The sequence below is a fragment of the Lentzea sp. NPDC059081 genome, assembly GCF_042738015.1.
Classification (GTDB): Bacteria; Actinomycetota; Actinomycetes; order Mycobacteriales; family Pseudonocardiaceae; genus Lentzea.
This window is the reverse complement of record NZ_JBHYGW010000005.1, coordinates 356,228-380,359: the sequence shown is the minus strand read 5'-3', so window position 1 is coordinate 380,359 and position 24,132 is coordinate 356,228. Positions and strand designations below refer to the sequence as shown.

Genomic DNA, 24,132 nt, shown 5'->3' with positions numbered 1-24,132 from the left:
TGGGTAGAGGAGCGGGAGTACTGGCTCGGGGGGGCGGAAAAGAAAACTGAAGAAAACCAGCCTCCGAACGGGGTCTTCTCCCCGCTGGGGGGGGGGGGGGCCCCGAACCCCCCGTCCCCCGCCGCTCTACAGGTGCACGCGGAGGTGGCGCAGCTGCGTCTCCAGGTGGCTGGTGGGCGTGGTGTGCTTGCCGAACGGTGACACCGTGATCTGCTTGGGCGCGCTCACCTCGTGGTAGGCCGCGTACACAGTGGACGGTGGGCACGTCTCGTCCATCAGGCCGACGCTGAACAACGTCGGCGCGGTGATCCGGCGGGCGAGCAGCGCGCAGTCGACGTACTGCAGCGTCGCCAGCGCGACCGGCACGAGGGTGTCGTGCTGGGCGAGGAAGTCGCTGATCTCCGTGTACGGCGGCGTGGTCCCGATGCGGATCGCGCGCCAGAGGTCGCACAGGAACGGCACGTCCGAGTGGCAGACCTTGACGAGGTCGCGCCTCAGCGCGGCGGCGGCGAGTGCGAGCGCGCCGCCCTGGCTGCCGCCGGTCACGGCGATGCGGTCGGGGTCCACGCCGGGCAGTTCGGCGGCGACCTCCACCGCCCGGGCCGCGTCGAGGAAGAGCCGGGTGTAGTAGTAGTCGTCGCGGTGGGAGATGCCCTTGGTCATCACCCCGGGGTGCTCGGGGCCGGTACCGGCTCCCGCGTCGGCCGTGGCGCCCACCGACCAGCGACCGCCCTGGCCGCGGCTGTCCATCACGAACACCGCGAAACCCAGGCTGGGCAACAACGTGTGCTGGGTGGGCACGCCGCGTCCGCCGCCGTAGCCGATGTACGTGACGACGACCGGCAGCGGCTCCTCACCCGCGGGACGCAGGTACCAGCCGCGGACGCGGTGGCCGTGCGCGCCGGAGAACTCCACGTCGTACACCGACAGCGGCCCGTACAGGGTGGGCTCGTGCGGTGTCAGCGAGACCGGCGTCGCCGCCGCGGAGGCCGCCGCCAGCTGGCCCGCCCACCACTCGTCGAGGTCCGGTGGTTCCGGCGTCGTGACGCGGTGCAGGATCAGGTCTTCTTCCGGCATGTCGACTACGGGCACGTCTCTCCTCCCACGCTGGTCGGACGAACGTACCTGTCAGCGGCGCGGCAGGGGAACGCGCGAGAAGTCCGTGTCGGACGCGAGGTGGAAACCCGGATAGGACGGCTGGTTGTAGGTGGTCTGCTGCCGCGCGACCTCCACGCGGTACTGGCGGTCGGCCATCAGCGTGTACATCTTGCGGGTCGTCGGCTCGGTGCTCAGGTAGAACCGCAACGCCGTGCTGTCCTGCGTGCGCACCACCAGCTCCTCGCGCCAGTCGCCGAACACGTCCGCCACCAGCGACGGGGTTCCCTTGGTGCCGTTGTTGGCCCGCGTGCCGGACGCCGTGAGCAGCGTGCCGCGCTGCCAGTCGTCGATGGTCGGCGTGACGTCCTGTGCGCCGTTCACGATCTGCGTGGTCAGGTCGCCCGCCCAGCGGATGCTCATGTTCGTGCCGGGGGAGCGGGTGTCCAGGCGCGTGCCCGAGGCGCTCCACAGGCCGCCGGAGTCGGAGCCGCCCGGCATGGACGACCAGGTCTCGATGCCGCGCACGTCCGGGCGGACGTCGCCGATCATGCCGCGGCCGGTGTCCGTGCCCGAGTAGGCGCCGTAGATCGTCCCGCCGGTCGCGGCGTCGCGCAGCGCGTAGCCGTAGGGGGCACCGCGGGCGCCCTCGTGGACCATGAAGATCTCCAGGCCGGGTCGGTCCGGGTCGATGTCGGTGACGTGCAGGGCGTCACCGTGACCGACCCGGACCGTGGCGCCGGGCTCCGCGCTGCCCGGTGGCAGCACACCGGTGGAGCTGTACAGCAGCGAGCCGTCGTCGTCGAGGGTCGCGCCGCCGTAGACGATCTCCTGCCGGCCGTCGTGGTCGACGTCGGCGACGCTCAACGAGTGCGCGCCCTGCGTGGTGAGCCGGGCATGGCTCGGGTTCGTGCCGTCCCGGCCGTGCGGGGTGTCGTCGAACGGGTTCGGCATCGGCACCCAGCCGCTGTCGGCGAGCCAGCGCTTCGTGAGCCGCCTGCCGTTCCAGTCGTACGCCGCGACGGTCGAGCGGGTGTAGTAGCCGCGGGCGAAGATCGCGGACGGACGTGCGCCGTCCAGGTACGCGACACCGGACAGGAACCGGTCCACGCGGTTGCCCGGTTCGATGCGCGGCATGGCGTAGTCGCCCCACATCAGGCCGTCGTCGTGGCGGCCGGGCTCGTAGCGGACGGTCTGCAGCTCCCGTCCCGTGGCACCGTCGAAGACCGTCAGGTACTCGGGGCCGTCGACGATGAACCCGGCGAAGTCGCGCAGCCTGTTGTTGGCGCTGCGGCTCGGCGCGTAGACGTCGAGGAAGTGGTCGGCCAGCGCCGCCGCGTCCTGTTCGGACAACGGGTAGGCGTACCGCGGCTCGATCCCGAACGCCTGCTCCAGCGTCGCCGGCCAGTGCCCCGCCACCACCTCGGGGTGCGCCTGCCAGCCGCGGAACATCGTGACCAGGTGCGTGCGGTAGCCGTCGGCGCTCAGGCGGTAGTCGTCGGTGTGGGAGTAGCCCGCCCGCACGTCCTCGCGCGGCATCGTGACGTACCTGCCGCTGCCGTCTTTCGTGCCGGGCGCGGTCTTCGTCATCAGCTCCGCGCGGCCGTCGCCGTCGAAGTCGTAGACCAGGAACTGGGTGTAGTGCGCGCCCGCCCTGATGTTCACGCCCAGTGAGATCCGGTGCAGGAACGTGCCGTCGAGCCGGTAGGTGTCGAGGAGGACCGGGCCGGTGTAGCCGACCTGCGAGACGTCCTTGGAGTTGGAGGGATCCCACTTCACGACGTACTCGAACTGCCCGTCGCCGTCCACGTCGCCGACGCTGACGTCGTTGGCGGAGTAGGTGTAGGCCTCACCGGCCGGCGTCACCCCGTCCGCCGGCTTGCGCAACGGCAGGTCGTGGAACGTCGACGACCACGGCGTCACCGGTCTGCCGCGCCCGAGAGCAATGCCTCGCACGACGGGCGCGACCTGGTACCGCGCGCCCGGAACCGGTGCCGGATCGGCGTACGTCGTGCTGTCGCGGACCGTCGCGATCCGCTTCCCGTCGCGGTAGACCGCGAAGTCCGGTCCGGCGAGACCCGTCGCGGTGGCCCCGGTGGCCTCGTGCCCGAGCAACCGCCAGCTCAGGTGCACGCCGTCGGCCGCCGTGACCGCGACGAGGCCCCGGTCGAGGCGCTCGCCGTGCGCGGACGCGGGCGGCGGTCCGGCGGCCAGCGCCAGGACCACCAGCGGGAGCAGGACGACTCTGCGCAGGTCCACGGCGGCTACGATGACCCTTCCGGCCCGTTGACGCAAGAGGTGAACGTGTTGTGCCATAACGAGGTAAGCGCTTTCCGAAGCGAAGTGTCGAACGAGCGGGCCGTTCGACGGGAAGTCCGTCGAACGCGTCGAAACGGCGGTCGCGCGCCTTGACGACCTGTCGTGGGCCGTGCCACGTTCACGAGGTCCGGTCGAAGCGATTCGACACGAGTCCCGAGGACGGGAAGGGCGTGCCTCCACCGTGGAAGAACCGCCTTTCCGAGACCGCGCCCTGCCGGTGTCCCGCCGGGTGGCGGACCTGCTGGACCGGCTCACGACGGCGGAGAAGATCGGGATGCTGCACCAGTGGCAGCCCGCGGTGCCCCGGCTCGGGATCGCGGCCTTCCGGACCGGGACCGAGGCGCTGCACGGCGTGGCCTGGCTCGGGCGCGCGACGGTGTTCCCGCAGGCCATTGGCCTGGCGAGCACGTGGAACCCGGAGCTGGTGCGCGCGGTCGGTGCCGCGACGGGAACCGAGGCGCGCGGCTTCCACCACAAGGACCCCGAGGCGCACGGCCTCACCGTCTGGGCGCCGGTGGTGAACCCGTTGCGCGACCCGCGCTGGGGCCGCAACGAGGAGGGCTACTCCGAGGATCCGCTGCTCACGTCGGTGATGGGCACCGCGTACGCGCGTGGCCTGCGGGGCGACCATCCGGTGTACCTCCGGACCGCACCGACGCTGAAGCACTTCCTGGCCTACAACAACGAAACAGACCGGTGCACCACGTCGTCGTCGGTGCGGGCCCGCGTGCTGCACGAGTACGAGCTGCCGTGCTTCCGCGGGCCGGTGGAGGCGCGCGCGGCGGTGGCCGTCATGCCGTCCTACAACCTCGTCAACGGCCGCCCGGCGCACCTCACGCCGCACATCGAGGACCACCTGCGCCGCTGGGGCGAGGTGGCGGTGGTCAGCGACGCCGGGGCGCCGTCGAACGTGGCCGGCGTGCAGGCCTACCACCCCGACGACGTGACGGCGCACGCCGCGTTGCTGAGGGCGGGCCTGGACAGCTTCACCGACCACGACGCCGACCCGTCGGCCACCGTCCGGAGCGTGACCGCGGCACTGGAACGCGGGCTGATCAGCGAGGACCACGTCGACCGCGCGGTCGGCAGGCTCCTGGCGCTCCGCTTCCGGCTCGGCGAGTTCGACCCGCCGGAGGGCAACCCGTTCGCGGTGGTCACCGAGGACGTGATCGACAGCCCCGAGCACCGCGCGCTGGCGCTGGAGGCGGCCAGGCAGTCGATCGTGCTGCTCAAGAACGACTCCCTGCTGCCGCTGGAACGGCCGGGGAAGCTCGCCGTAATCGGCACGCACGCGAACGCGCTGTTCGAGGACTGGTACAGCGGCACGCTCCCGTATTCGGTGACTCCGCTGGACGGCATCACGTCACTCCACAGTGGAGAGACGACGTTCGCGGAAGGCCTCGACAGGATCTCGCCGGTCGGCGGCGACCGCGTCTACGACCTGGCCGAGTGGGGAGGCGGCGTGGTGACCCTGCGGGACGTGCGCACGGGCCGCTACCTGGCCTCATCACCGGAAGGAGCCGTGGTCGCCGAGCGCACGACGCCGGGCGGCTGGGACGTGCGGGAGCTCTTCGAGCTGACCCGTCTCGACGACGGCACCTGCCTGCTGCGCAACGCGGTGCTCGGCCGCTACCTGGCCCTGGACCGGTTCGTCGAGACCGCGGACGAGGCCGCGCGGTGGCAGGTCGAACGGCGTGGGATCGCCGAGGCGGTCGCGCTCGCCGAGGCCGCCGACGTCGCGATCGTGGTGGTGGGCAACGACCCGCACATCAACGGCCGGGAGACCCAGGACCGCGTGACCCTCGACCTCCCGGAGCGCCAGGCGGACCTGGTCCGCGCGGTCCGGCGGGCCAACCCGCGCACCGTGCTCGCGGTCGTCAGCAGCTACCCGTACGCGCTGGTGGAGGAGGACGAGCACGTCCCCTCGATCCTGTGGTCGTCGCACGGCGGCCAGGAGCTCGGCCGCGCGCTCGCCGAGGTGCTGTTCGGCCACGTGTCGCCGTCCGGCAGGCTCACCCAGACCTGGTACCGCGGCACCGGCCAGCTCCCGGACCTGCTCGACCACGACGTCATCGGGTCGCGGTCCACCTACCTGTACTTCGAGGGCGACCCGCTCTACGAGTTCGGCCACGGGCTGAGCTACACGCGGTTCTCCTACGGCCCGCTGACGACGTCGTCGGCGTCGGTGCGGCAGGGCGAGCGGTTCGAGGTCTCCGTCGAGGTCACCAACTCGGGCGACCGGCCCGGTGCCGAGGTCGTGCAGCTCTACGGCAGCCAGCGGGAGTCCCGCGTGGCCCAGCCCGCGCGCAGGCTGATCGCGTTCGGCCGCGTGCCGCTCGAACCGGGGGAGCGCCGGGTGGTCCGGTTCCCGTTGAACGGCGCGGACTTCTGGCACTGGGACGTCGTCGGCGACCGGCCCGTGGTCGAGACCGCCGTGCACGACCTGTGGATCGGACCCTGGACGCGGGCCCGCACCGAGGTCAGGGTGATCGGCGAGGACGTCGGCCTGCGCGGGGAGCACCTCCGCGCCGAGCTGTTCGACGACTGCGCCGGGATCGTGCTGTCCGACGAGACCCCGGAGCGCGGCACCGTCGTCGAGAGCACCGAGGCGGGCGCGTGGATCCGGCTCGGCGACGTGCTGGTGGACGAGCTCGCCACCCACTGCACCGCGCGCGTCACGGGCGCGGGCGGCGAGATCGTGCTGAGAACCGGCGGCGAGGAGCGGTGCGCGTTCACCGTGCCCGCCGGAGATCCCCATGCGTGGCAGGACATCCGCGTACCGGCGACGTTGGATCCGGGGGTGCACGACGTCGTGGTCGTGTTCGGCTCTCCCGGCCTCCGGCTCGCCTCAGTCGAGATCGGTCGAACGTGAACCCGGAGGTGCCGGTGTGGTCACCATCGCGGACGTGGCGAGGCACGCCGGAGTGGCGCCGAGCACGGTCTCGTACGTGCTGACCGGGAAGCGGTCGATCTCGCCGCAGACCCGGTCGAGGGTCAGGGAGAGCATCCGCCTGCTGGGCTACCACCCGCACGCCGGGGCTCGCGCGCTGGCGAGCAACCGGGCGAACGTGGTGGCGCTGGTGCTGCCGCTGCGTCCCGGCGTGCACCTGCCCGTGCTGATGCGGTTCGTGACGGCGGTGGTCACGACGGCGCGCCGGCACGACATGGACGTGCTGCTGGTGACGGCCGACCAGGGAGCGGAGGGCCTGCGGCGGGTCGCGGGCAGCGCGCAGGCCGACGGGTTCCTGGTGATGGACGTGGAACTGGACGACGACCGGGTCCCGCTGCTGCGCCAGATGGTCCAGCCGTCCGTCCTCATCGGACGCCCGGCCGCGGTCAAGGGGCTGATCTGCGTCGACCTGGACTTCGAGGCGGCCGGCGCGCGGTGCGTCGACCACCTCGCCGACCTCGGGCACCGCCACGTCGGGTTCCTCGGCGCCCCGAGCGTGGTCTACCAGCGCAACACCGGTTACGCGCAACGGACCATGGCGGGGTTCGGCGCGGCGGCCATGCGGCGGGGGATCGCCTCGACGGCGTTGCCCGCCGAGGACGACTACGAGTCGGTGCTGGCCTCGTTGCGCGCGATGCTGCGCGCGCAGCCGGCGATGACCGCGCTGGTCGTGCACAACGAGGCGGCGCTCGGCTGGGTCACCACGGGGCTGCGCGCGCTGGGCCGCAAGGTGCCCGGCGACGTGGCGGTCGTGGCCATCTGCCCGGACGAGTACGCCGAGCAGCTCCAGCTCACGTCGGTGCAGCTGCCCGCGGAGGAGCTGGGGCGTCAGGCAGTGGAACTGCTCGTCGCCCGGCTCGACGGCCGGCAGACGCCGCCACTGACGTTGCTGGCGCCCAAGCTCGTCGGCCGCGTGAGCACGGCACCCCGCTGACCGGCCTCGCGCCGGTTTCGGCGCAGACGTCATCGAAGCGCTTCGACAGAACGAGGTGAGGCATGTTCCGCGAGATCTCCCAGGGCCTGGAGTGGCGCGCAGGGCACCAGGTGCTGCGGGTCGAGGCGTGGGGACCCGACAGCGTGCGCGTGCGGGTGGGCCTGGCGGTGGTCCGCGACGGCATCCGCGGCGCCCTGGTCGACCGCCCGTCCGGACGGCCGCGGTGCGAGATCGGCGACGGCTCCGCCGTGCTGGTCAACGGCACGTTGCGGGTCGAGCTCGGTGGCGGTGTCGTGCGGTTCCTCCGCGAGGACACGCGGCAGGAGCTGCTCGCCGAGGAACCGATCCACTTCTGGTGGCCGGGCCCGCGCCTGTTCACCGCCACCGGCAACGGCTACCACCGCGTCGAGCAGAACTTCCGCTCCTACGAGGGGGAACGGTTCTTCGGGCTCGGCCAGCACCAGCACGGCCTGCTGGACCAGAAGGGCGCCGTCGTCGAGCTGGTGCAGCGCAACGCCGAGGTCAGCATCCCGCTGCTGGTGTCGAGCCGCGGCTACGGCCTGCTGTGGAACACGCCGGCGGTCGGCAGGGTCGAGCTCGGCAGGACCGGCACCCGCTGGGTCTCCGACAGCGCGCGGCAGATCGACTACTGGGTCACCGCCGGGCAGCCCGCCGAGGTGCTCGAACGCTACGCGGACGTCACCGGGCACCCGCCCGTGCTGCCGGAGTGGGCGGCCGGGTTCTGGCAGAGCAAGCTGCGCTACCGGTCGCAGGAGGAGCTGCTGGAGGTGGCCCGCGAGCACCACCGGCGAGGCCTGCCGCTGTCGGTGATCGTCGTGGACTTCTTCCACTGGACGCACTTGGGGGAGTGGCGGTTCGACCCGGCGGAGTGGCCCGATCCCGCCGCGGCCGTGCGGGAGCTGGACGAGCTCGGCGTGAAGCTGATGGTGTCGGTGTGGCCGTCGGTCAGCCCGCTGTCCGAGCACTACCGGACGATGCTGGACCGCGGCCTGTTCCTCGCGACCGAGCAGGGGCCGCCGGTGCACGCCGACTGGCCGGACAAGGGCGTGGCGAAGGCCGTCGGGGTGGCGTTCTACGACCCGTCGAACCCGGAGGCGCGCGCGTTCGTCTGGGGGCAGGTGCGGGAGAACTACCACCGGCACGGCATCCGCGTCTGGTGGCTCGACGCGTGCGAGCCGGAGCTCAAGCCGGGAACGCCGCAGAACCTGCTGACCCACGCCGGACCCGGCCTCGAGGTGATCAACGCCTACCCCGCGGACAACGCGCGGGCGTTCTACGACGGCATGCGCGCCGAGGGCGAGACGGAGATCATCACGCTCTGCCGGTCGGCGTGGGCCGGCAGCCAGCGCTACGGCGCCGCGCTGTGGTCCGGTGACATCCCGGCCACGTTCGACGCGCTGGGCCGGCAGATCCGCGCCGGCCTGAACGTGGCGTTGAGCGGGATCCCCTGGTGGACCACGGACATCGGCGGCTTCCACGGCGGCGACCCCGAGTCGCCCGAGTACCGCGAGCTGATCGTGCGGTGGTTCCAGTACGGCGTGTTCTGCCCGCTCTTCCGCCTGCACGGGTACCGCGAGCCGGGGACGGGTCTCGGCCCGCACATGACCGGTGGTCCCAACGAGGTGTGGTCCTACGGCGCCGAGGCCTACGAGCTGATCAGCGAGCTGATGCGGCTGCGCGAGAGGCTGCGGCCCTACCTGATGGACCAGATGCGCGTCGTCCACGAGCGCGGTGTCCCGCCGATGCGGCCGCTCTTCGTCGACTTCCCCGACGACGACGCCGCGTGGGCCGTCGACGACCAGTTCCTGCTCGGTCCCGACCTGCTCGTGGCACCCGTGTACGCCGCCGGGATGAGCGAGCGCGACGTGCTGCTGCCCGACGGTCCTGAGTGGACGGACGCGTGGACCGGCGAGACGGTCGCGGGTGGGAAGACGGTGCGGGTCGCCGCACCGCTGGACCGCATCCCGCTGTTCCTGCGCGACGGCGCGGACCTCCCCGTCGGAGGCCCGCGAGCCTGACGTGCCGGGGCCCGCTCCCGGCGCTTGTCCGGCAGGACAAGCCGACGTCGTGCGGTTGTCCGCTGCGGACAGGATGCCGCGGTGGGCCAACCGGCGGTGCCGTCCGGTCATCGGCTGGCTAGGGTCCGTTTCTGGGAGCGCTCCCGGAAATCGGACATTCACTACGGCGAAACATTTCCCAGGAGGTCGTCGTGACCTTGCGAACACTCCGGGCGGTGGTGGCGGGCCTGCTCCTCGTGGCCTGCGCCGTCATCGCTCCCGCCGCGAACGCCGCGGCCCCGGCGCGCATCATGGCGCTGGGCGACTCCATCACCGGCTCACCGGGCTGCTGGCGGGCGCTGCTCTGGAAACACCTGCAGGACACCGGCCACACCGACGTCGACTTCGTCGGCTCGTTGCCGGCACCGGGCTGCGGCTTCACCTACGACGGCGACAACGAGGGCCACGGCGGGTTCCTGGCCACGAACATCGTGCGGGACAACCAGCTGCCCGGCTGGCTCTCGTCGGCACGGCCGGACATCGTGCTGATGCACCTCGGCACCAACGACGTGTGGAGCAACATCCCGGCGAGCACCATCCTCGGCGCCTACAGCACGATGCTCGGCCAGATGCGGGCGAGCAACCCGTCGATCAAGCTGGTCGTGGCGCAGATCCTGCCGATGACGCCGTCGAGCTGCTCGGCGTGCGCGCAGCGGGTGGTCGACCTGAACAGCGCGATCCCCGGCTGGGCACGGGCGAACAGCACCTCGGCCTCGCCGATCACCGTCGTCGACCAGTGGACGGGCTTCGACACCGCCACCGACACCTCCGACGGCGTGCACCCCAACAGTTCCACGGGCATCCAGAAGATCGAGGCCCGCTGGTACCCGGCGGTCGTGGCCGCGCTCGGGTCCGCGCCGGCCGCGACCGGGCTGCACGTCGAGGGAACGAAGATCGTCGAGGCCAACGGCTCGGCGTTCGTGATGCGCGGCGTGAACCACGCGCACGTCTGGTACCAGTCGCAGACGAGGGCGTTCGCGGACATCAAGTCCTTCGGCGCCAACACGGTCCGCGTCGTGCTCGGCAGCGGCCAGCGGTGGGGTCCGACCTCGGCGGCGGAGGTCTCGACCGTCATCTCGCTGTGCAAGCAGTCGAGGCTGATCTGCGTGCTGGAGGCGCACGACACCACCGGGTACGGCGAGCAGAGCGGCGCGGCGACGCTCGACCAGGCGGCGACCTACTGGATCGGCGTGGCCAGTGCGTTGCAGGGCCAGGAGAACCACGTCGTCATCAACCTGGGCAACGAGCCGTTCGGCAACAACGCCTCGGTGAGCGCGACCTGGGCGAGCGCCACGAGCAGCGCGATCAGCCGGCTGCGCGGCGCCGGGCTGCGGCATCTGCTGATGGTGGACGCGCCGATGTGGGGTCAGGACTGGGGGAACGTCATGCGCGACAACGCGGCCTCGGTGCTCGGCGCCGACCCGCAGCGCAACACCGTGTTCTCCATCCACATGTACGGCGTCTACAACACCGCGGACAAGGTCAACGCCTACTTCGACGCGTTCCGGACGGCCGGTCTGCCCCTGGTCGTCGGGGAGTTCGGGCACAACCACAGCGACGGTGACCCGGACGAGGACACGATCATGGCCCAGGCGCAGGCCCGCGGGCTCGGGTACCTCGGCTGGTCGTGGAGCGGCAACAGCAGCGACGTCGCCTACCTCGACATGACGAACTCGTTCGACCCGGCGAGCCTCACGTCGTGGGGTGAGCGGATCCTCAACGGCGCCAACGGAATCAGGGCGACCTCGAAGGAAGCCACCATCTACGGCGGCGGCAGCGGTGACACCCAGGCGCCCTCCACGCCGGGCACTCCGACGGCGTCGGGCATCACGTCCACCGGACTGACCCTGAGCTGGTCGGCGTCGACCGACGACGTCGGCGTCACCGGCTACGACGTGTTCAGGGCGGCCGGCAGCGGGTCGTTCGTGGTGATCGGCTCGACCACGTCGGCGACCTACACCGACAGCGGTCTGACGCCGTCGACCACCTACCGCTACCAGGTCCGGGCGAAGGACGCGGCGGGCAACGTCTCGTCGGCGTCCGGGACCGTGTCCGCCACGACCAGTGCGGGCGGTGGCAGCGGGACGTGCAAGGTCGGGTACTCGGGGCAGAACTGGGGCGGTGGCAACGGCTTCACGGCCAACGTCACGATCACCAACACCGGGACGAGCGCCGTGAACGGCTGGACGCTGGCCTTCAGCTACGCCAACGGCCAGAAGGTCACCCTGCCCGGCTGGGGCGCGACGCTCGCCCAGTCCGGCGCCGCGGTGACCGCGACCAACCTGAGCTGGAACGGCACGCTCGCACCGGGCGCGTCGACCGGCATCGGCTTCAACGGCACCTACAGCGGCTCCAACCCGGCGCCGACGTCGTTCACGCTCAACGGGAGCGCCTGCACCACGGGCTGAGCACGGGTTCGAACGACTCAACAGGCTGCCCGAATGCGGGCAGCCTGTTGCTGTGCTGCTCACGCGGTTCCGGAGGAGCACGCCGGGGCACGACTTGTTGTCCGGCCGCGGCGTCCTGACGCGGGTATTGCGCTGTGGTGCAAAGGCTTCTTCGAGCTGTGCCGGGCATTGTTGAATTCCGCCATGCGAAGCTGGAAGATGGTCAGCCGGGTCGCGGCCGCTGTCGCGGTCGCGCTGTCGGTGGTCGCCGTGAGCACGCCGCCCGCCGGTGCCGCCGTGAGCGACTTCATCTACTCGGGGCAGGACTACGGGTACGCCGGGGCGTCGTTCGACTGGACCGGCCGGAGCTCGATCGGCAACATCGACCTGATCGTGTCCGACTGGGGTTGTGACGCCAAGCCGGTGTACGCGTACTTCCTGTTCTACAACGGGTCACTGTACCCGGACACGACGCCGACGCACCGGTACGACTACTCCGGCTGCGACAAGGAGGACTACACGACGTACAACAACCTGTCGTGGTCGATCAGCGGTGACTCGATCACCTACCTCGGTGTGGTCGTGTGCCGTGACGCGTCGAACGGGCCGTGCAAGGTCGGCGGGCTCTCGGGCCGCAACCCGTACGCCTAGGTCGTGTTTCAGATGTGGCGTAGCCAGATGTTGATGGCTGCGATGTGGATCGTGGCCTGGTAGCGGACGGCGAGTTGTCGTAGCGGGTGGCCACGGCCCGGTGCTGCTTGAGCAGACTGATGCCGCACTCGACGGCGTGACGCTGCTTGTAGATCTCGCGGTCGATCGTCGGTGGCCGCCCGCCTGCGGAGCCTTTGGCCTTGCGGTGGGCGGCTTGGTCGCGGGGCTGGTCGATGGTCGCCTTGATCCTGCGGCGTCGCAGATAGGCACGGTTGGCTTTGGAGCTGTAGGCCTTGTCCGCCAGAACCCGGTCCGGACGGGTCCTGGTGCGACCGGGGCCCAAGCGCGGCACCGAGATCTGCTCGATCACCGGCGCGAACTGTGGGCTGTCACCTCGCTGTCCGGCGGTGATCAACAGTGACAACGGCCTGCGGCCCTGCTCGCAGGCCAGGTGCAGTTTGCTGGTCCAGCCGCCGCGCGAGCGGCCCAGTCCGTGGTCGCCGGGCTCGGTTCCGCCGGTCGGAGTGCCGGGCGGTTCGATCTGCAGATCCCCCTTTTCCGTGCGCCGGCGGCGTGCTGGTGCGCCCGCGTGATCGTGGAATCGACCGACACGTCCCACACGATCAGCCCGGCGGCATCGGCACGGGCCTGCAACGCGGTCAGAATCCGCTGCCACACCCCGGCCCGCTGCCAGCGGCGGAACAACCCGTACACGGTCTGCCAGGGACCGTACTCAGGCGGGACGTCACGCCACGGGGCACCGACGCGCACCCGCCACCGGATGCCGTCGATCAGCTGTCTCTTGCTCCACTTCGGCGGGCGTCCCGGCTTGGCGCCGACGGGCAGCAGTGGCTGCAACACAGCCCATTGCGCGTCGGTCAGGTCGGCTCGCCCCGCTGCCGCTACGCTGGCCACGAGGTCTCCGGTACTGCAGGTTTGCTTGGTCGCTAACCCACTTACCGGAGACCTCGCCACGTTCCGGCACCGACACGCCGCCGATCACCTCACCTTTGAAACACGGCCTAGTGCAACAGCCGGAGCGGGACCGCGTGCGCGAGCATGCGATACCCGGCCGGGTTGAGGTGCAGGTGGTCGCCGACGTCCGCGGCGGGCAGCAGACGTCGCGGAACGGCGGGATCTCGCACCGCGGCGTCGAAGTCGAGCACCGCGTCGAACCGTCGGCTCGTGCGAATCCACCGGTTCACGGTCTGCCGCGCCGACTCGCGCATGCCCTCCGGATCGTCGTAGCCGTGGCCGCCGAACGGAGTCAGCGTCGCGCCGTACACCGCGATGTCGTGGGCGTGGGCCCGGTCGACGATCTGCTGGTAGGCCGCGATGAGGTCCTCGGCGACGGTCTGCTGCGCAGTAGTGGCGGCCGTGCCGATGTCGTTGACGCCCTCGAACAGGATCAGCCACCGGACTCCGCCCTGCGCCAGCAGGTCGCGGTCCAGCCGGGCCAGGACGTTGGGGCCGAGGCCGTCGTCGAGGACCCGGTTGCCGCCCGCCGCCTGGTTCAGCACGGGGACGTCGTGCAGCCGGTCGACGAGCTGGTCCGGCCAGCGGTCGTTGCCGTTGGTGGTGGAGCCGCGTCCGTCGCTCAGCGAGTCGCCGATCACGACGACGCCCGACGTCCGCGGGCGCAGGACCTCGACGCCGCTCAGGAAGTACCAGTGGTCGACCGGGGTCGCGCCGGGCATCTCCACGGACTCGGTGTGGTCGCCCGCCAGCAGGTGCGACGTGGTGCGGGAACCGGGGTGCGAGGTAATCCGGCTGGATGCCTGGCCGTGCGCCAGATAGGCGGTCACGGTCAGGTTCGTGCCCGGAGCGACGGCGAAGTCCAGCGGATCGGACACCGCCGGGGCGCCGACGCGAACGTCCACGAAGGACCGGCCGTTGAACGTCACCCGTCGCGTGGTGCCGGGCTTGGTCGCGCTCGCACCGGCTTTCCCGTCCACCGGCAGGGCGACGGTGACCGAGGTGAGCGGGAGAACGGCGCCACCGAACGCGTTGCTGAACCGCAGCCGCAGCTTCCTGCCGCCCACCGTGACCCGCACGGTCTGGCGCACCGTGGCGCCGGCCAGCACCTGTTCGCCGTCGGTGAAGGGCGGCGGTGGCATGTTGCCCGGCTCCGTGAGCTGGGGCATGGACACCCAGGTGCCGACCCAGCGGTCACCGGGTGCCGCTCGAGCGACGGCCGGGGTGAGTGCACCCGTGACGGCCAGTCCGAGGAACGAGCGTCTGCGCATGCCGCGATGCCCCTTTCCGCGCCACAACCCAAGCTAGGAGCGCTGGCGGAGGGGAGTCAACTTGTTCGACGCCGTTTGACGGTACGCGGGAGGAAACGCCGCAACGGTTGCGACTGCCGCACCAGCCTGCGGAGGTCGGGCAAGGAGCCAGCCGCCGCGCCCACGGCCCGTGCCTGCACCAGGACGTTGCCCAGGGCCGTGGCCTCGGCGGGACCCGCCACCACCGGCAGGCCGCACGCGTCGGCGGTGAGCTGGCACAGCAACGAGTTCCGCGAGCCGCCACCGACGATGTGCACGACCTCGACCTCCCTGCCGGACAACCGCTGGGCGTCCAGCACGGCGTCGCGGTGGGCCAGCGCCAGACTGTCCAAGATGGACCGCACGACCTCCGGCGGCGTCATGGTCCGCCCGCACCAGCGCTGGATCCGCGCGGGCATGTCGCCGGGTGGCAGGAACACCGGGTCGTTGGGGTCGAACACCGAGCCCGTCACCGAAACGGCTTCGCGCAGCAGACCATCGAGCGGCACGCCCCACACCCGGAGACTTTCCTGCAACAGCCACAGGCCCATCACGTTGCGCAGGTAGCGGATCGTGCCGTCGACGCCGCCCTCGTTGGTGAAGTTGGCGGCACGGCTCTCGGCGGTGAGCACGGGGGTGGTGAGCTCCACCCCGACCAACGACCAGGTGCCGCAGGAGATGTAGGCGAACCGCTCGTTCTTCGCGGGCACGGCGACGACGGCGGACGCGGTGTCGTGCGACCCGACCGCGGTCACCGGCACCCCGTCGAAGACGCCCGCCGGATCGCCGGGGTGTCGCAGCGGCGGCAGCAGTCCGGCGGGCAGGTCGCGGGTCAGCGGGTCCGACCACCGTCCGGTGTGGACGTCGATCAGACCCGTCGTGGTCGCGTTGGTGTACTCGGCGCCGCGTTCGCCGGTCAGCCAGAACGACAGCAGGTCGGGGATCAGCAGGAGCTGGGAGGCCCGGGGGAGCAGCGGTTCGGCCATCAGCTGGAACATCGTGTTGAACGGCTGGAACTGCAGGCCGTTCACCTCGTACAGGCCGTCGGCGGGCGTGATGCCGTCGGTGCGGGAGTCGCGGTAGCAGACGGGGTCGCCGAGCAGCCGGCCGTCCGCGTCGAGCAGGCCGTAGTCCACGGCCCAGCTGTCGATCCCGATGCTCGCGACCTCTCCGGCGAGCTTCAGCCCGGCCAGCACCTCGTGGTGCAGCGCCGAGACGTTCCAGTGCAACGCGCCGTCCCGCCGCACCGGCCCGTTGCCGAACCGGTGCACCTCCTCGACACGGACCTCGCCGCCGGTGACGACCCCGCGCACCACGCGGCCGCCGGACGCGCCGAGGTCGACCGCCGCCACCGCCGTCATCGCAGGAACGCCGCTGCCACACCGGCGTCGACCGGCACGTGCAGTCCGGTCGTCAGCGAGAGGTCGCCTGCCGTCAGCGCGATCACCGCCGCCGCCACGTGCGAGGGCAGCACCTCGCGCTTGAGCAGGGTGCGCTGGGCGTAGAACTCGCCGAGCTTCTCCTCCGGCACGCCGTAGACCGCCGCCCGTTGCGCACCCCAGCCGCCGGCGAAGATGCCGGAGCCGCGGACCACGCCGTCCGGGTTGATGCCGTTGACCCGGATGCCGTCCTCGCCCAGCTCGGCCGCGAGCAGCCGGACCTGGTGCGCCTGGTCCGCCTTCGCCGCCCCGTACGCGACGTTGTTCGGCCCGGCGAAGACCGCGTTCTTGCTGGAGATGTAGATGATGTCGCCGCCCATGCCCTGGTCCCGCAACACCTTCGCCGCTTCGCGCGAGACCAGGAACGACCCCTTGGCCATCACGTCGTGCTGCAGGTCCCAGTCGGCCTCGGTGGTCTCCGCGAGCGGCTTGGAGATCGACAGACCGGCGTTGTTCACCACCAGATCCACGCCGCCGAACGCCAGCACCGCGGTGCGGAACGCCTCCGCGATGCCCTCCGCCGAGGTGACGTCGACGGTGACGGCCACGGCCACATCCGACGACCCGATGCCCTCGGCGACCTCCCGTGCGCTGTCACCATTGCGGTCGGCGACCACGACACACGCGCCTTCGGCCGCCAGCCGTTCGGCGACCGCCCGGCCGATGCCCGACCCGCCACCGGTCACGAGCGCGACGCGGGTGGCCAGCGGTTTCGGCTTCGGCGTGCGACGAAGCTTGGCCTCCTCCAGCGCCCAGTACTCGATGCGGAATTTCTCGCGCTCCTCGATCGGCGCGTACCGCGAGACCGACTCCGCACCGCGCATCACGTTGACGGCGTTCACGTAGAACTCGCCCGCGACCCGTGCGGTCTGCTTGTCCCGGCCGAAGCTGAACATCCCGACGCCCGGCACGAGCACGATCGCCGGGTCGGCGCCGCGCATGGGCGGGCTGTCCGGCTCGGCGTGCCGCTCGTAGTAACCGCGGTAGTCCTCGCGGTACGCGTCGTGCAGCTGCTCCAGCCGCGTCACCACGTCCCTCAGCGGCGCGGTCGGCGGCAGGTCGAGCACCAACGGCCGGACCTTGGTGCGCAGGAAGTGGTCGGGACACGAGGTGCCGAGCGCGGCCAGTTCGGGGTGCCGCGACCGGGCCAGGAAGTCCAGCACCACGTCCGAGTCGGTGAAGTGCCCGACCTGCGGGCTGTCCGTGGAAGCCAGGCCGCGGACCACCGGCGCGAGCGCGGCGGCGCGCACCCGGCGTTCCTCAGCGGGCAACGGGTCGTGGACCACCTCGCCGAACGGGTCGGGCCGCCCGTGCTCGTCCAGGTAGCGCTGGGCGGTGGCGATGATCTCCAGCGAGTTCGCCTCGCACTCCTCGCTCGTCGCACCCCACGCGGTGATGCCGTGCCCGCCCAGGACCACGCCGACGGCCTGCGGATGCTCGCGCTTGACGGCCGCGATGTCCAGTCCCAGCTGAAAACCCGGCCGCCGCCACGGCACCCACACCACGCGGTCGCCGAAGCACGCCTTGACCAGCGCCTCGCCGTCCGCCGCCGTCGCGAACGCGATGCCCGCGTCCGGGTGCAGGTGGTCGACGTGCGGTGCGTCCACGAGCCCGTGCATGGCCGTGTCGATCGACGGCGCCGCGCCTCCCTTGCCGTGCAGGCAGAAGTCGAACGCGGCGACCATCTCGTCCTCGCGCTCGACGCCCGGATACACCTCGGTCAACGCGCGCAACCGGTCCAGCCGCAGCACGGCGAGCCCGGTCTCCTGCAACGTCCCCAGGTCACCACCGGATCCCTTGACCCACAGCAGGTCCACCGGCTGCCCGGTCACCGGGTCGGTCTCGGAGCCCTTCGCCGACGTGTTGCCGCCCGCGTAGTTGGTGTTGCGGGGATCCGCGCCGAGCCGGTTGCTCCGTCCCAGCAGCGCCTCGACCTGCTCCATCACGCACCCCACCCGGCGGCCTCGCCACCGACTCGGTCCCGGACGATCTGGTCGGCGTACCCGGACCGCCGGTACGCGGCCATCGGGTCGGGGTCCAGCCCCATCTCGGACCGCAGCTCCTGCAACAGCGGCCGCACGTCCGTGTTGTAGGCATCCATCAGCACGGCGTTCGCCCCGAGCACGTCACCGGCCTGCTGGGCCTCCGCCAGCGCGCTGTGGTCGACCAGCAACGCCTTCGCCGTGGCCTCCTGGACGTTGAGCACCGACCGGATGATCGCCGGGATCTTCGGCTCCAGGTTGTGGCACTGGTCGAGCATGAACGCGATGCCCGCCGCCGGCGTCAGCGCGTCCGCCAGCACGATCTCGTGCATGATCCGGAAGAGCTGGAACGGGTCCGCCGCCCCGACCATCAGGTCGTCGTCGGCGTAGAAGCGCGAGTTGAAGTCGAACGCGCCGAGCTTCCCCGCCCGCAGCAGGAACGACACGATGAACTCGATGTTCGTGCCCGGCGCGTGGTGCCCCGTGTCGATCACGACCTGAGCCTTCTCGCCCAGCTGCGTGCAATGCGCGAACGCCGTGCCCCAGTCCGGCACGTCCGTCACGTAGAACGCGGGCTCGAACAGCTTGTACTCCAGCAACATCCGCTGGTCGTCGCCGAGCCGCTCGCAGGTCTCCCGCAACGCCTCGGCGAGCCGGTCCTGCCGGGCGCGGATGTTGTCCTGCCCGGGGTAGTTGAGGCCGTCGGCGAACCACAGCTTGAGGTCGCGCGACCCCGTGGCGTCCATGATGTCGACGCACTCGAGCAGGTGGTCGAGAGCCTTGCGCCGCACCACCGGATCGGGGTGGCAGACGCTGCCGAGCTTGTAGTCGTCGTCCTGGAAAACGTTGGAGTTGATGGCGCCGAGCGCGACGCCGCGGTCGCGAGCGTACGACGCGAGCTTGCCGTAGTCGTCCGTCCTGTCCCACGGGATGTGCAACGCGACGGTCGGCGCGACACCGGTCAGCCGGTGCACCACCGCCGCGTCGTCGATCTTCTCGTACGGCGTGCGCGGAACTCCCTGCTGCGCGAACACCTTGAACCGGGTGCCCGAGTTGGCGTACGCCCACGACGGCGTCTCGATCCGCTGCTCGCGCAACGCGTCCTTCACGCTCATGTGTTCTCCCCACAAGCTCAGTCGAGGTGGAAGACCTCGTCGAGGGGCCGCATCCGTTCGTCGGCGTTGCCGTCACCGACGAAGAACTCCGCCATCCCGGCTTGCCACCGCGCGTTCACCTCGGTGCGCGCCATCTCCGCGAGCGCCGCGTCGAAGTCGTCGCACTCCAGGTACCCGACGAGCAGGCCGTCCCCGGCGAGGAAGAGTGAGTAGTTGTGCCAGCCCGCCTCGCTGAGGGCAGCCCGCATCCGCGGCCACACCTCGCGGTGCCGCGCCCGGTACTCGTCGAGCCGGTCGGCGCGGACCCGCAAGGTGAAGCAGACGCGCACGTCAGAAGTCGAACTTGTCGATGTTGTCCTTGGTGAACACGGTCGGCGGGCCGAGCACGACCTCGCCCTTGGCGCCGATCGTGTAGTCGCCGAGCTCACCCGCCTTGTACTTCTCACCCTCGGCACCGGTGATCTGCCCGGACGCGAGCGCCGCGGCGGTGTAGGTGGCGAGGTAGCCGAGCTTGCTGGGGTCCCACAGCGCGAACGACTTCACGGTGCCGTCCTGCACGAACTTCCGCATCTGGTTCGGCGTGCCGAGGCCGGTCAGCTGGACCTTGCCCTTGTACTCCGACGAGCTGAGGTACCGGGCGGCCGCCGCGACACCGACCGTCGTCGGCGAGATGATGCCCTTGAGGTTCGGGTGCGCCTGCAGCAGGCCCTGGGTCTTCTGGAACGACGTCTGGTCGTCGTCGTTGCCGTAGGCGGTCTCCACCAGCTTCAGGCCGGAGTACTTGGGCTTCGCCAGCTCGGTCTTCATGACCTCGATCCACGCGTTCTGGTTGGTGGCGTTGGGGGTCGCGGACAGGATCGCGATCTCCCCGCTGCCGCCGACCGCCTCGGAGATCAGCTTGACCTGGCCTGCCGCGATCTCGGTCGAGGTGGCCTGGTTGATGAAGACGTCGCGGGCGTCGGGAGCCGCGTCGGAGTCGAACGTGACGACCTTCAACCCCTGCGACCGCGCCGTCTTCAGCGCGGGCGCGACGGCGTTGGCGTCGTTCGCGGAGATCACCAGCGCGTCCTGCTTCTGCTGCGCTGCGGTGTTGATGTAGGTGACCTGCGACGACGCGGCGGCGTCGGACGGACCGGTCGCCTTCACCTCGCCCTTGATCGCGGTGCCCGCGCTCTCCGCGCCCTTCTGCGCCACGGTGAAGTACGGGTTGTTGACCTGCTTGGGCAGGAACGTGATCTTCAGGCCCTCCTTGACCGCCGCGTTCGGGTCGGCCTTCGCGGAGGTGGTGGCGCCGCCGGTCTGCTGCCCGGCGCTGTCCTTCGTGGTGCCGCCACCGCAGGCGGTGAGCGCGACTGCCCCGGAGATCGCCAGGGCGAGCACTAAACGTGTGTTCATGGCGCGGCCTTCCTCAAAGTTGCGACGCGTCGGGTGATCGAAGGGGCGAGAACGCTCACCAGCAGGAGCAGGCCGGTGACGATGGTCAGGACCTCGGTCGAGGTGTCCTGCAGGATCAACAGGTTGCGCAGGCCGCCCAGCAGCAGCACGCCCGCGAGCACGCCGAAGAGCGTGCCCCGGCCGCCGAAGATGGAGACCCCACCGAGCAGGACGGCGGCGACGACGGCCAGTTCGAGCCCGACGCCGTTGTCCGCGCGGGCGCTGGAGAAGCGGAACGTGTAGACGATGCCGGCGACGGCGGCCACGGCTCCGGCGAGCACGAAGAGGATCAGCTTGACGCGTTTGACCCTGATGCCGGAGAAGCGCGCGCCCTCCTCGTTGGCGCCGATCGCGTAGACGGACCGGCCGAACGAGCTGGCGTGCAACGCGACGCCGAACAGGACCGCCAGGACCGCCGCCAGCAGGATCGGGTAGGGGAGGTCGGTTCCGGCCACCGGGGTCGTGCCGAACGACGTGTAGCTCGCCGGGAAGTCCGCGACGGCCGTGTCGCCCAGCACCACCAGCGCGAGACCGCGGTACAACGCCAGCGTGCCGATGGTGACGGCGAGAGAAGGCAGGCCGAGCCGCGTGACCAGCAGGCCGTTGACCGCCCCGCACACCGCGCCCACGACGATGACCGTCGGCAGGATCGTCTCCAGCGACCAGCCCGCGTTCCACAGCCAGCCGATCAGCGCACTCGACAACCCCAGCACCGACGCCACCGACAGGTCGATCTCGCCGGCCACGATCACGAGCGTCAACGGCAGCGCGATGAGCGCGATCTCGCCGATGTCGAGGCCGAGGTAGAAGAGGTTGCCGCCGGACAGGAACGACCCGTCCGTGCTCACCTGGCCGGTCAGCGCGACCACGACCAGCAGGAACACCAGCGCGGTCTCCCACCGCAGGAGGTTACGCATGGCTGGTCCCTTCCGTGGTGCGCAGGGCTTTCGCCAGGCGGAGCGCGAGGAGCCGGTCGACGGTGATGGCGCTCAGCAGCAACGCGCCCGAGATGGCCTGCTGCCAGAACGCGGGGATCTGCAGCACCACCAGGCAGCTGGTGATGGTGCCCAGCAACAACGCGCCGAGCGCGGCGCCCGCGACCGTGCCGGAACCGCCGAAGATCGCGACCCCGCCGACGACCACCGCCGCCACGACCTGCAGCTCCAGGCCGGTGCCCGCCGCCGCGTCGACCGTGCCGTACCGGGCCACCCACAACGCCCCGGCGAGGCCAGCGACCAGTCCGGAAAGGACGAAGGTGGTCAAGGTCCGCCTCGCCACCGGGATGCCGGCCAGCGTCGCGGCCTCGGGGTTCGAGCCGATCGCGTACAGCTCACGGCCTGATCGGTACGAGCGCAGGTACACGGCGGCGACGGCGATCACCACGACGGTGATCAGGACCAGCACCGGGATGCCGAGAACCCTGCTGCTGCCCAGGTTCAGCAACGCGTCCGGGAGGTTGGCGGCGTTGACCTGTTGTCCCTGGGCCAGCGCGAAGTCGACGCCGCGGAACACGTAGAGGGTGCCGAGGGTGACGACGAGGCTGGGAACGTTGCCCAACGCGACCAGCAGGCCGTTCAGCAGCCCGCACGCCAGCCCGACCGCGATGCCGAAGCCGACTCCCAGCACGAGCGGGGTGCCGGGGTGGTCGGCGAACTGCTGCGCCGTCAGGAAAGCGGACAGCCCGAGGACCGAGCCGACCGAGAGGTCGACGTTGCGGGTGATCACGATGAGCGTCTGGCCGACCGCGAGCAGCGCGACGATCGAGGCGTTGAGCAGGAGGTCGCGCAGGCTCTGCGGTTGCACGAACCGCGGGTTCACGATCGCGGTCGGGATGACGACGAGCGCCAGCGCCACGACGATGCCCAGCTCGCGGACCCGGCCGACGCGGGTCGTGAGGCGGCGGGCCGCGGTGCGGCGGGAGGGTGCGACGGCGGTGGCGGTCACCGGGTCACCTGCCCGGCGGCGGCGAGCGCGACCCGTTCCTCGGTCGCGTCCGCGCGGTCCAGCTCCGCCACCAACCGGCCCTCGTGCATCACCAGCACGCGGTCGGCCATCCCGAGCACCTCTGGTAGCTCCGACGAGATCATCAGCACCGCCACGCCCTGTCCGGCGAGCTCCGACAGCAACCGGTGCACCTCGGCCTTCGTCCCGACGTCGATGCCGCGGGTCGGTTCGTCCACGATCAGCACGGAAGGCTTGCGCGCCAGCCACTTCGCCAGCACGACCTTCTGCTGGTTGCCGCCGGACAGCACGCCGACGGGGTCGCTTAGGCGAGCGAACCTCAGGCTCAGCTTGACCGCCCAGTCCTGCGCGAGCGCGCTTTCCGAGCGCCGCCGCAGCAGGCCGAACGTCGACAGCCGGCCCAGCGACGCGAGCGCGGTGTTGCGTTCGATCGACGCGTCCATCACCAGCCCCTGCTGGCGGCGGTCCTCCGGCACGAACCCGATCCCGGCGGCCATCGCGGCGGTGGGGGAGCCGTACTTCAGCTTCCGGCCGCGCACCAGCACCGACCCGCCGTCCGGCCGGTCGATGCCGAAGACCGCCCGCGCGACCTCGCTGCGCCCGGCACCGACAAGTCCCGACAGTGCGACGATCTCGCCCGCCCTGACGTCGAACGAGATGTCGGTGAACACGCCCTCACGGGTCAGCCGTTGCACCGAGAGCAGCACGTCGCCCGCCGTCGTGTCCTCCTTGGGGAAGAGCTGCGACAGCTCACGGCCGACCATCCGGCGCACCAACGAGTCCGGCGTCTCCTCCTCCAGCGACCCCGACCAGACGAACTCGCCGTCGCGCAGAACGGTGGCGCGCTGGCACAGCTCGAAGACCTCGTCGAGCCGGTGCGACACGAACAGCACGGCGGCGTCCTGCGCGCGCAACGCCTGCACCACCCCGAAAAGCCGCTGCACCTCGTGCGCGGAGAGAGCCGCGGTCGGTTCGTCCATCACGATCACACGGGCGTCGAAGGACAACGCCTTGGCGATCTCCACGAGCTGTTGGTCCGCAATGGACAGTCCGCGCGCCGGCCGGGCCGGGTCGAGCCGGACTCCCAACCGGGAGAACAGCTCCGACGTCCGCGCGTGCATCGCCGCCACGTCGATGCGCCGGCCGAGGCCGAGCGGCTGGCGGCCCATGAACACGTTCTCCGCCACCGACAGGTCGCCGAACAGCGTCGGTTCCTGGTAGATGATCGCGATGCCCGCGGCGAGCGCGTCGGCGGGCCCGGAGAACCGGACCGCCGCGTCGTCGACCAGCACCTGGCCGGAGTCGGGGCGGTGGACGCCCGCCAGCGTCTTGATCAGCGTCGACTTGCCGGCGCCGTTCTCCCCGAGCAGCGCGTGGGCCTCGCCGGGCAGCAGCCGCAGCGACACCCCGGACAACGCCCGGACGGCGCCGAAGGACTTGCTCACCTCGTCCAGTGCCACCACGGGTGGTCGGTCCACGTCCGTCTCCGTCTCTTCGTTGAAACGTTTTAACGGTTGAGTTA

The 24,132-nt window shown here is 71.1% G+C and carries 16 protein-coding genes and 1 pseudogene; 5 read left to right on the top strand and 12 right to left on the bottom strand.

Annotation, left to right across the window (positions count from 1 at the left end; genetic code table 11):
* Positions 1-126: 126 nt before the first annotated feature.
* Together ACFWV3_RS14815 and ACFWV3_RS14810 are read right to left on the bottom strand one after the other, a co-directional pair.
* Entirely contained in the window at positions 127-1,092 is a 966-nt protein-coding gene (locus tag ACFWV3_RS14815) for an acetylxylan esterase (RefSeq protein WP_382411675.1), read from the bottom strand.
* Between the two features lie 36 nt (positions 1,093-1,128).
* Positions 1,129-3,354 (bottom strand): rhamnogalacturonan lyase, encoded by a 2,226-nt coding sequence (locus tag ACFWV3_RS14810; RefSeq protein WP_382411674.1) that lies wholly within the window; start codon positions 3,352-3,354, stop codon positions 1,129-1,131.
* A gap of 241 nt (positions 3,355-3,595) precedes the next feature.
* On the opposite strand from ACFWV3_RS14810, the gene ACFWV3_RS14805 reads away from it, so the two are divergent.
* The 5 genes from ACFWV3_RS14805 to ACFWV3_RS14785 all read left to right on the top strand — a co-directional run bounded on the left by ACFWV3_RS14805 (position 3,596) and on the right by ACFWV3_RS14785 (position 12,414).
* Complete coding sequence (locus tag ACFWV3_RS14805) at positions 3,596-6,286, top strand: glycoside hydrolase family 3 C-terminal domain-containing protein (RefSeq protein ID WP_382411673.1); 2,691 nt, start codon at positions 3,596-3,598, stop codon at positions 6,284-6,286.
* Between the two features lie 16 nt (positions 6,287-6,302).
* Positions 6,303-7,298, top strand: coding sequence for a LacI family DNA-binding transcriptional regulator (locus ACFWV3_RS14800; RefSeq protein WP_382411672.1), 996 nt, complete (start codon positions 6,303-6,305; stop codon positions 7,296-7,298).
* Positions 7,299-7,360: 62 nt separating this feature from the next.
* Complete coding sequence (locus ACFWV3_RS14795; RefSeq protein ID WP_382411670.1) at positions 7,361-9,337, top strand: TIM-barrel domain-containing protein; 1,977 nt, start codon at positions 7,361-7,363, stop codon at positions 9,335-9,337.
* Positions 9,338-9,528: 191 nt separating this feature from the next.
* Complete coding sequence (locus tag ACFWV3_RS14790) at positions 9,529-11,784, top strand: cellulase family glycosylhydrolase (protein ID WP_382411668.1); 2,256 nt, start codon at positions 9,529-9,531, stop codon at positions 11,782-11,784.
* 183 nt (positions 11,785-11,967) lie between these two features.
* Positions 11,968-12,414 (top strand): hypothetical protein, encoded by a 447-nt coding sequence (locus ACFWV3_RS14785; RefSeq protein WP_382411667.1) that lies wholly within the window; start codon positions 11,968-11,970, stop codon positions 12,412-12,414.
* An 8-nt stretch (positions 12,415-12,422) separates the two neighbouring features.
* On the opposite strand, the pseudogene ACFWV3_RS14780 reads toward ACFWV3_RS14785, so the two are convergent.
* The 10 genes and pseudogenes from ACFWV3_RS14780 to ACFWV3_RS14735 form a co-directional block, all read right to left on the bottom strand.
* Positions 12,423-13,329, bottom strand: a pseudogene (locus ACFWV3_RS14780) (IS5 family transposase).
* A gap of 107 nt (positions 13,330-13,436) precedes the next feature.
* The gene (locus ACFWV3_RS14775; RefSeq protein ID WP_382411666.1) at positions 13,437-14,660 is read right to left on the bottom strand and encodes an SGNH/GDSL hydrolase family protein; all 1,224 of its coding nucleotides are present in this window, start codon (positions 14,658-14,660) and stop codon (positions 13,437-13,439) included.
* A 56-nt stretch (positions 14,661-14,716) separates the two neighbouring features.
* Positions 14,717-16,039 carry a rhamnulokinase family protein gene (locus tag ACFWV3_RS14770; RefSeq protein WP_382411665.1) on the bottom strand — a complete coding sequence of 441 codons (1,323 nt, stop codon included), beginning with the start codon at positions 16,037-16,039 and terminating at the stop codon, positions 14,717-14,719.
* Positions 16,036-18,060, bottom strand: coding sequence for a bifunctional aldolase/short-chain dehydrogenase (locus ACFWV3_RS14765; protein ID WP_382411819.1), 2,025 nt, complete (start codon positions 18,058-18,060; stop codon positions 16,036-16,038). The genes ACFWV3_RS14770 and ACFWV3_RS14765 overlap by 4 nt, the downstream gene beginning before the upstream one ends.
* Positions 18,060-19,214 (bottom strand): L-rhamnose isomerase, encoded by a 1,155-nt coding sequence (rhaI, locus tag ACFWV3_RS14760; RefSeq protein ID WP_382411663.1) that lies wholly within the window; start codon positions 19,212-19,214, stop codon positions 18,060-18,062. The genes ACFWV3_RS14765 and rhaI overlap by 1 nt, the downstream gene beginning before the upstream one ends.
* Positions 19,215-19,231: 17 nt before the next feature.
* A complete protein-coding gene (locus ACFWV3_RS14755; protein ID WP_382411662.1) occupies positions 19,232-19,543 on the bottom strand; it encodes an L-rhamnose mutarotase in 312 nt (103 codons plus the stop codon).
* 1 nt (position 19,544) lies between these two features.
* Complete coding sequence (gene rhaS / locus ACFWV3_RS14750) at positions 19,545-20,609, bottom strand: rhamnose ABC transporter substrate-binding protein (protein WP_382411661.1); 1,065 nt, start codon at positions 20,607-20,609, stop codon at positions 19,545-19,547.
* Positions 20,606-21,565, bottom strand: coding sequence for an ABC transporter permease (locus ACFWV3_RS14745; RefSeq protein WP_382411659.1), 960 nt, complete (start codon positions 21,563-21,565; stop codon positions 20,606-20,608). Before ACFWV3_RS14745 ends, rhaS begins: the two co-directional genes overlap by 4 nt.
* A complete protein-coding gene (locus ACFWV3_RS14740) occupies positions 21,558-22,592 on the bottom strand; it encodes an ABC transporter permease (RefSeq protein ID WP_382411658.1) in 1,035 nt (344 codons plus the stop codon). The genes ACFWV3_RS14745 and ACFWV3_RS14740 overlap by 8 nt, the downstream gene beginning before the upstream one ends.
* Entirely contained in the window at positions 22,589-24,088 is a 1,500-nt protein-coding gene (locus tag ACFWV3_RS14735) for a sugar ABC transporter ATP-binding protein (protein ID WP_382411656.1), read from the bottom strand. Before ACFWV3_RS14735 ends, ACFWV3_RS14740 begins: the two co-directional genes overlap by 4 nt.
* Positions 24,089-24,132: the final 44 nt, after the last annotated feature.

Coding starts and splice junctions, on each gene's coding strand:
- ACFWV3_RS14770 (WP_382411665.1), bottom strand. CDS start 16,039: ATGACGGCGGTGGCGGCGGTCGACCTCGGCGCGTCCGGCGGCCGCGTG.
- ACFWV3_RS14745 (WP_382411659.1), bottom strand. CDS start 21,565: ATGCGTAACCTCCTGCGGTGGGAGACCGCGCTGGTGTTCCTGCTGGTC.
- rhaI (WP_382411663.1), bottom strand. CDS start 19,214: ATGAGCGTGAAGGACGCGTTGCGCGAGCAGCGGATCGAGACGCCGTCG.
- ACFWV3_RS14775 (WP_382411666.1), bottom strand. CDS start 14,660: ATGCGCAGACGCTCGTTCCTCGGACTGGCCGTCACGGGTGCACTCACC.
- ACFWV3_RS14785 (WP_382411667.1), top strand. CDS start 11,968: ATGCGAAGCTGGAAGATGGTCAGCCGGGTCGCGGCCGCTGTCGCGGTC.
- ACFWV3_RS14795 (WP_382411670.1), top strand. CDS start 7,361: ATGTTCCGCGAGATCTCCCAGGGCCTGGAGTGGCGCGCAGGGCACCAG.
- rhaS (WP_382411661.1), bottom strand. CDS start 20,609: ATGAACACACGTTTAGTGCTCGCCCTGGCGATCTCCGGGGCAGTCGCG.
- ACFWV3_RS14765 (WP_382411819.1), bottom strand. CDS start 18,060: ATGGAGCAGGTCGAGGCGCTGCTGGGACGGAGCAACCGGCTCGGCGCG.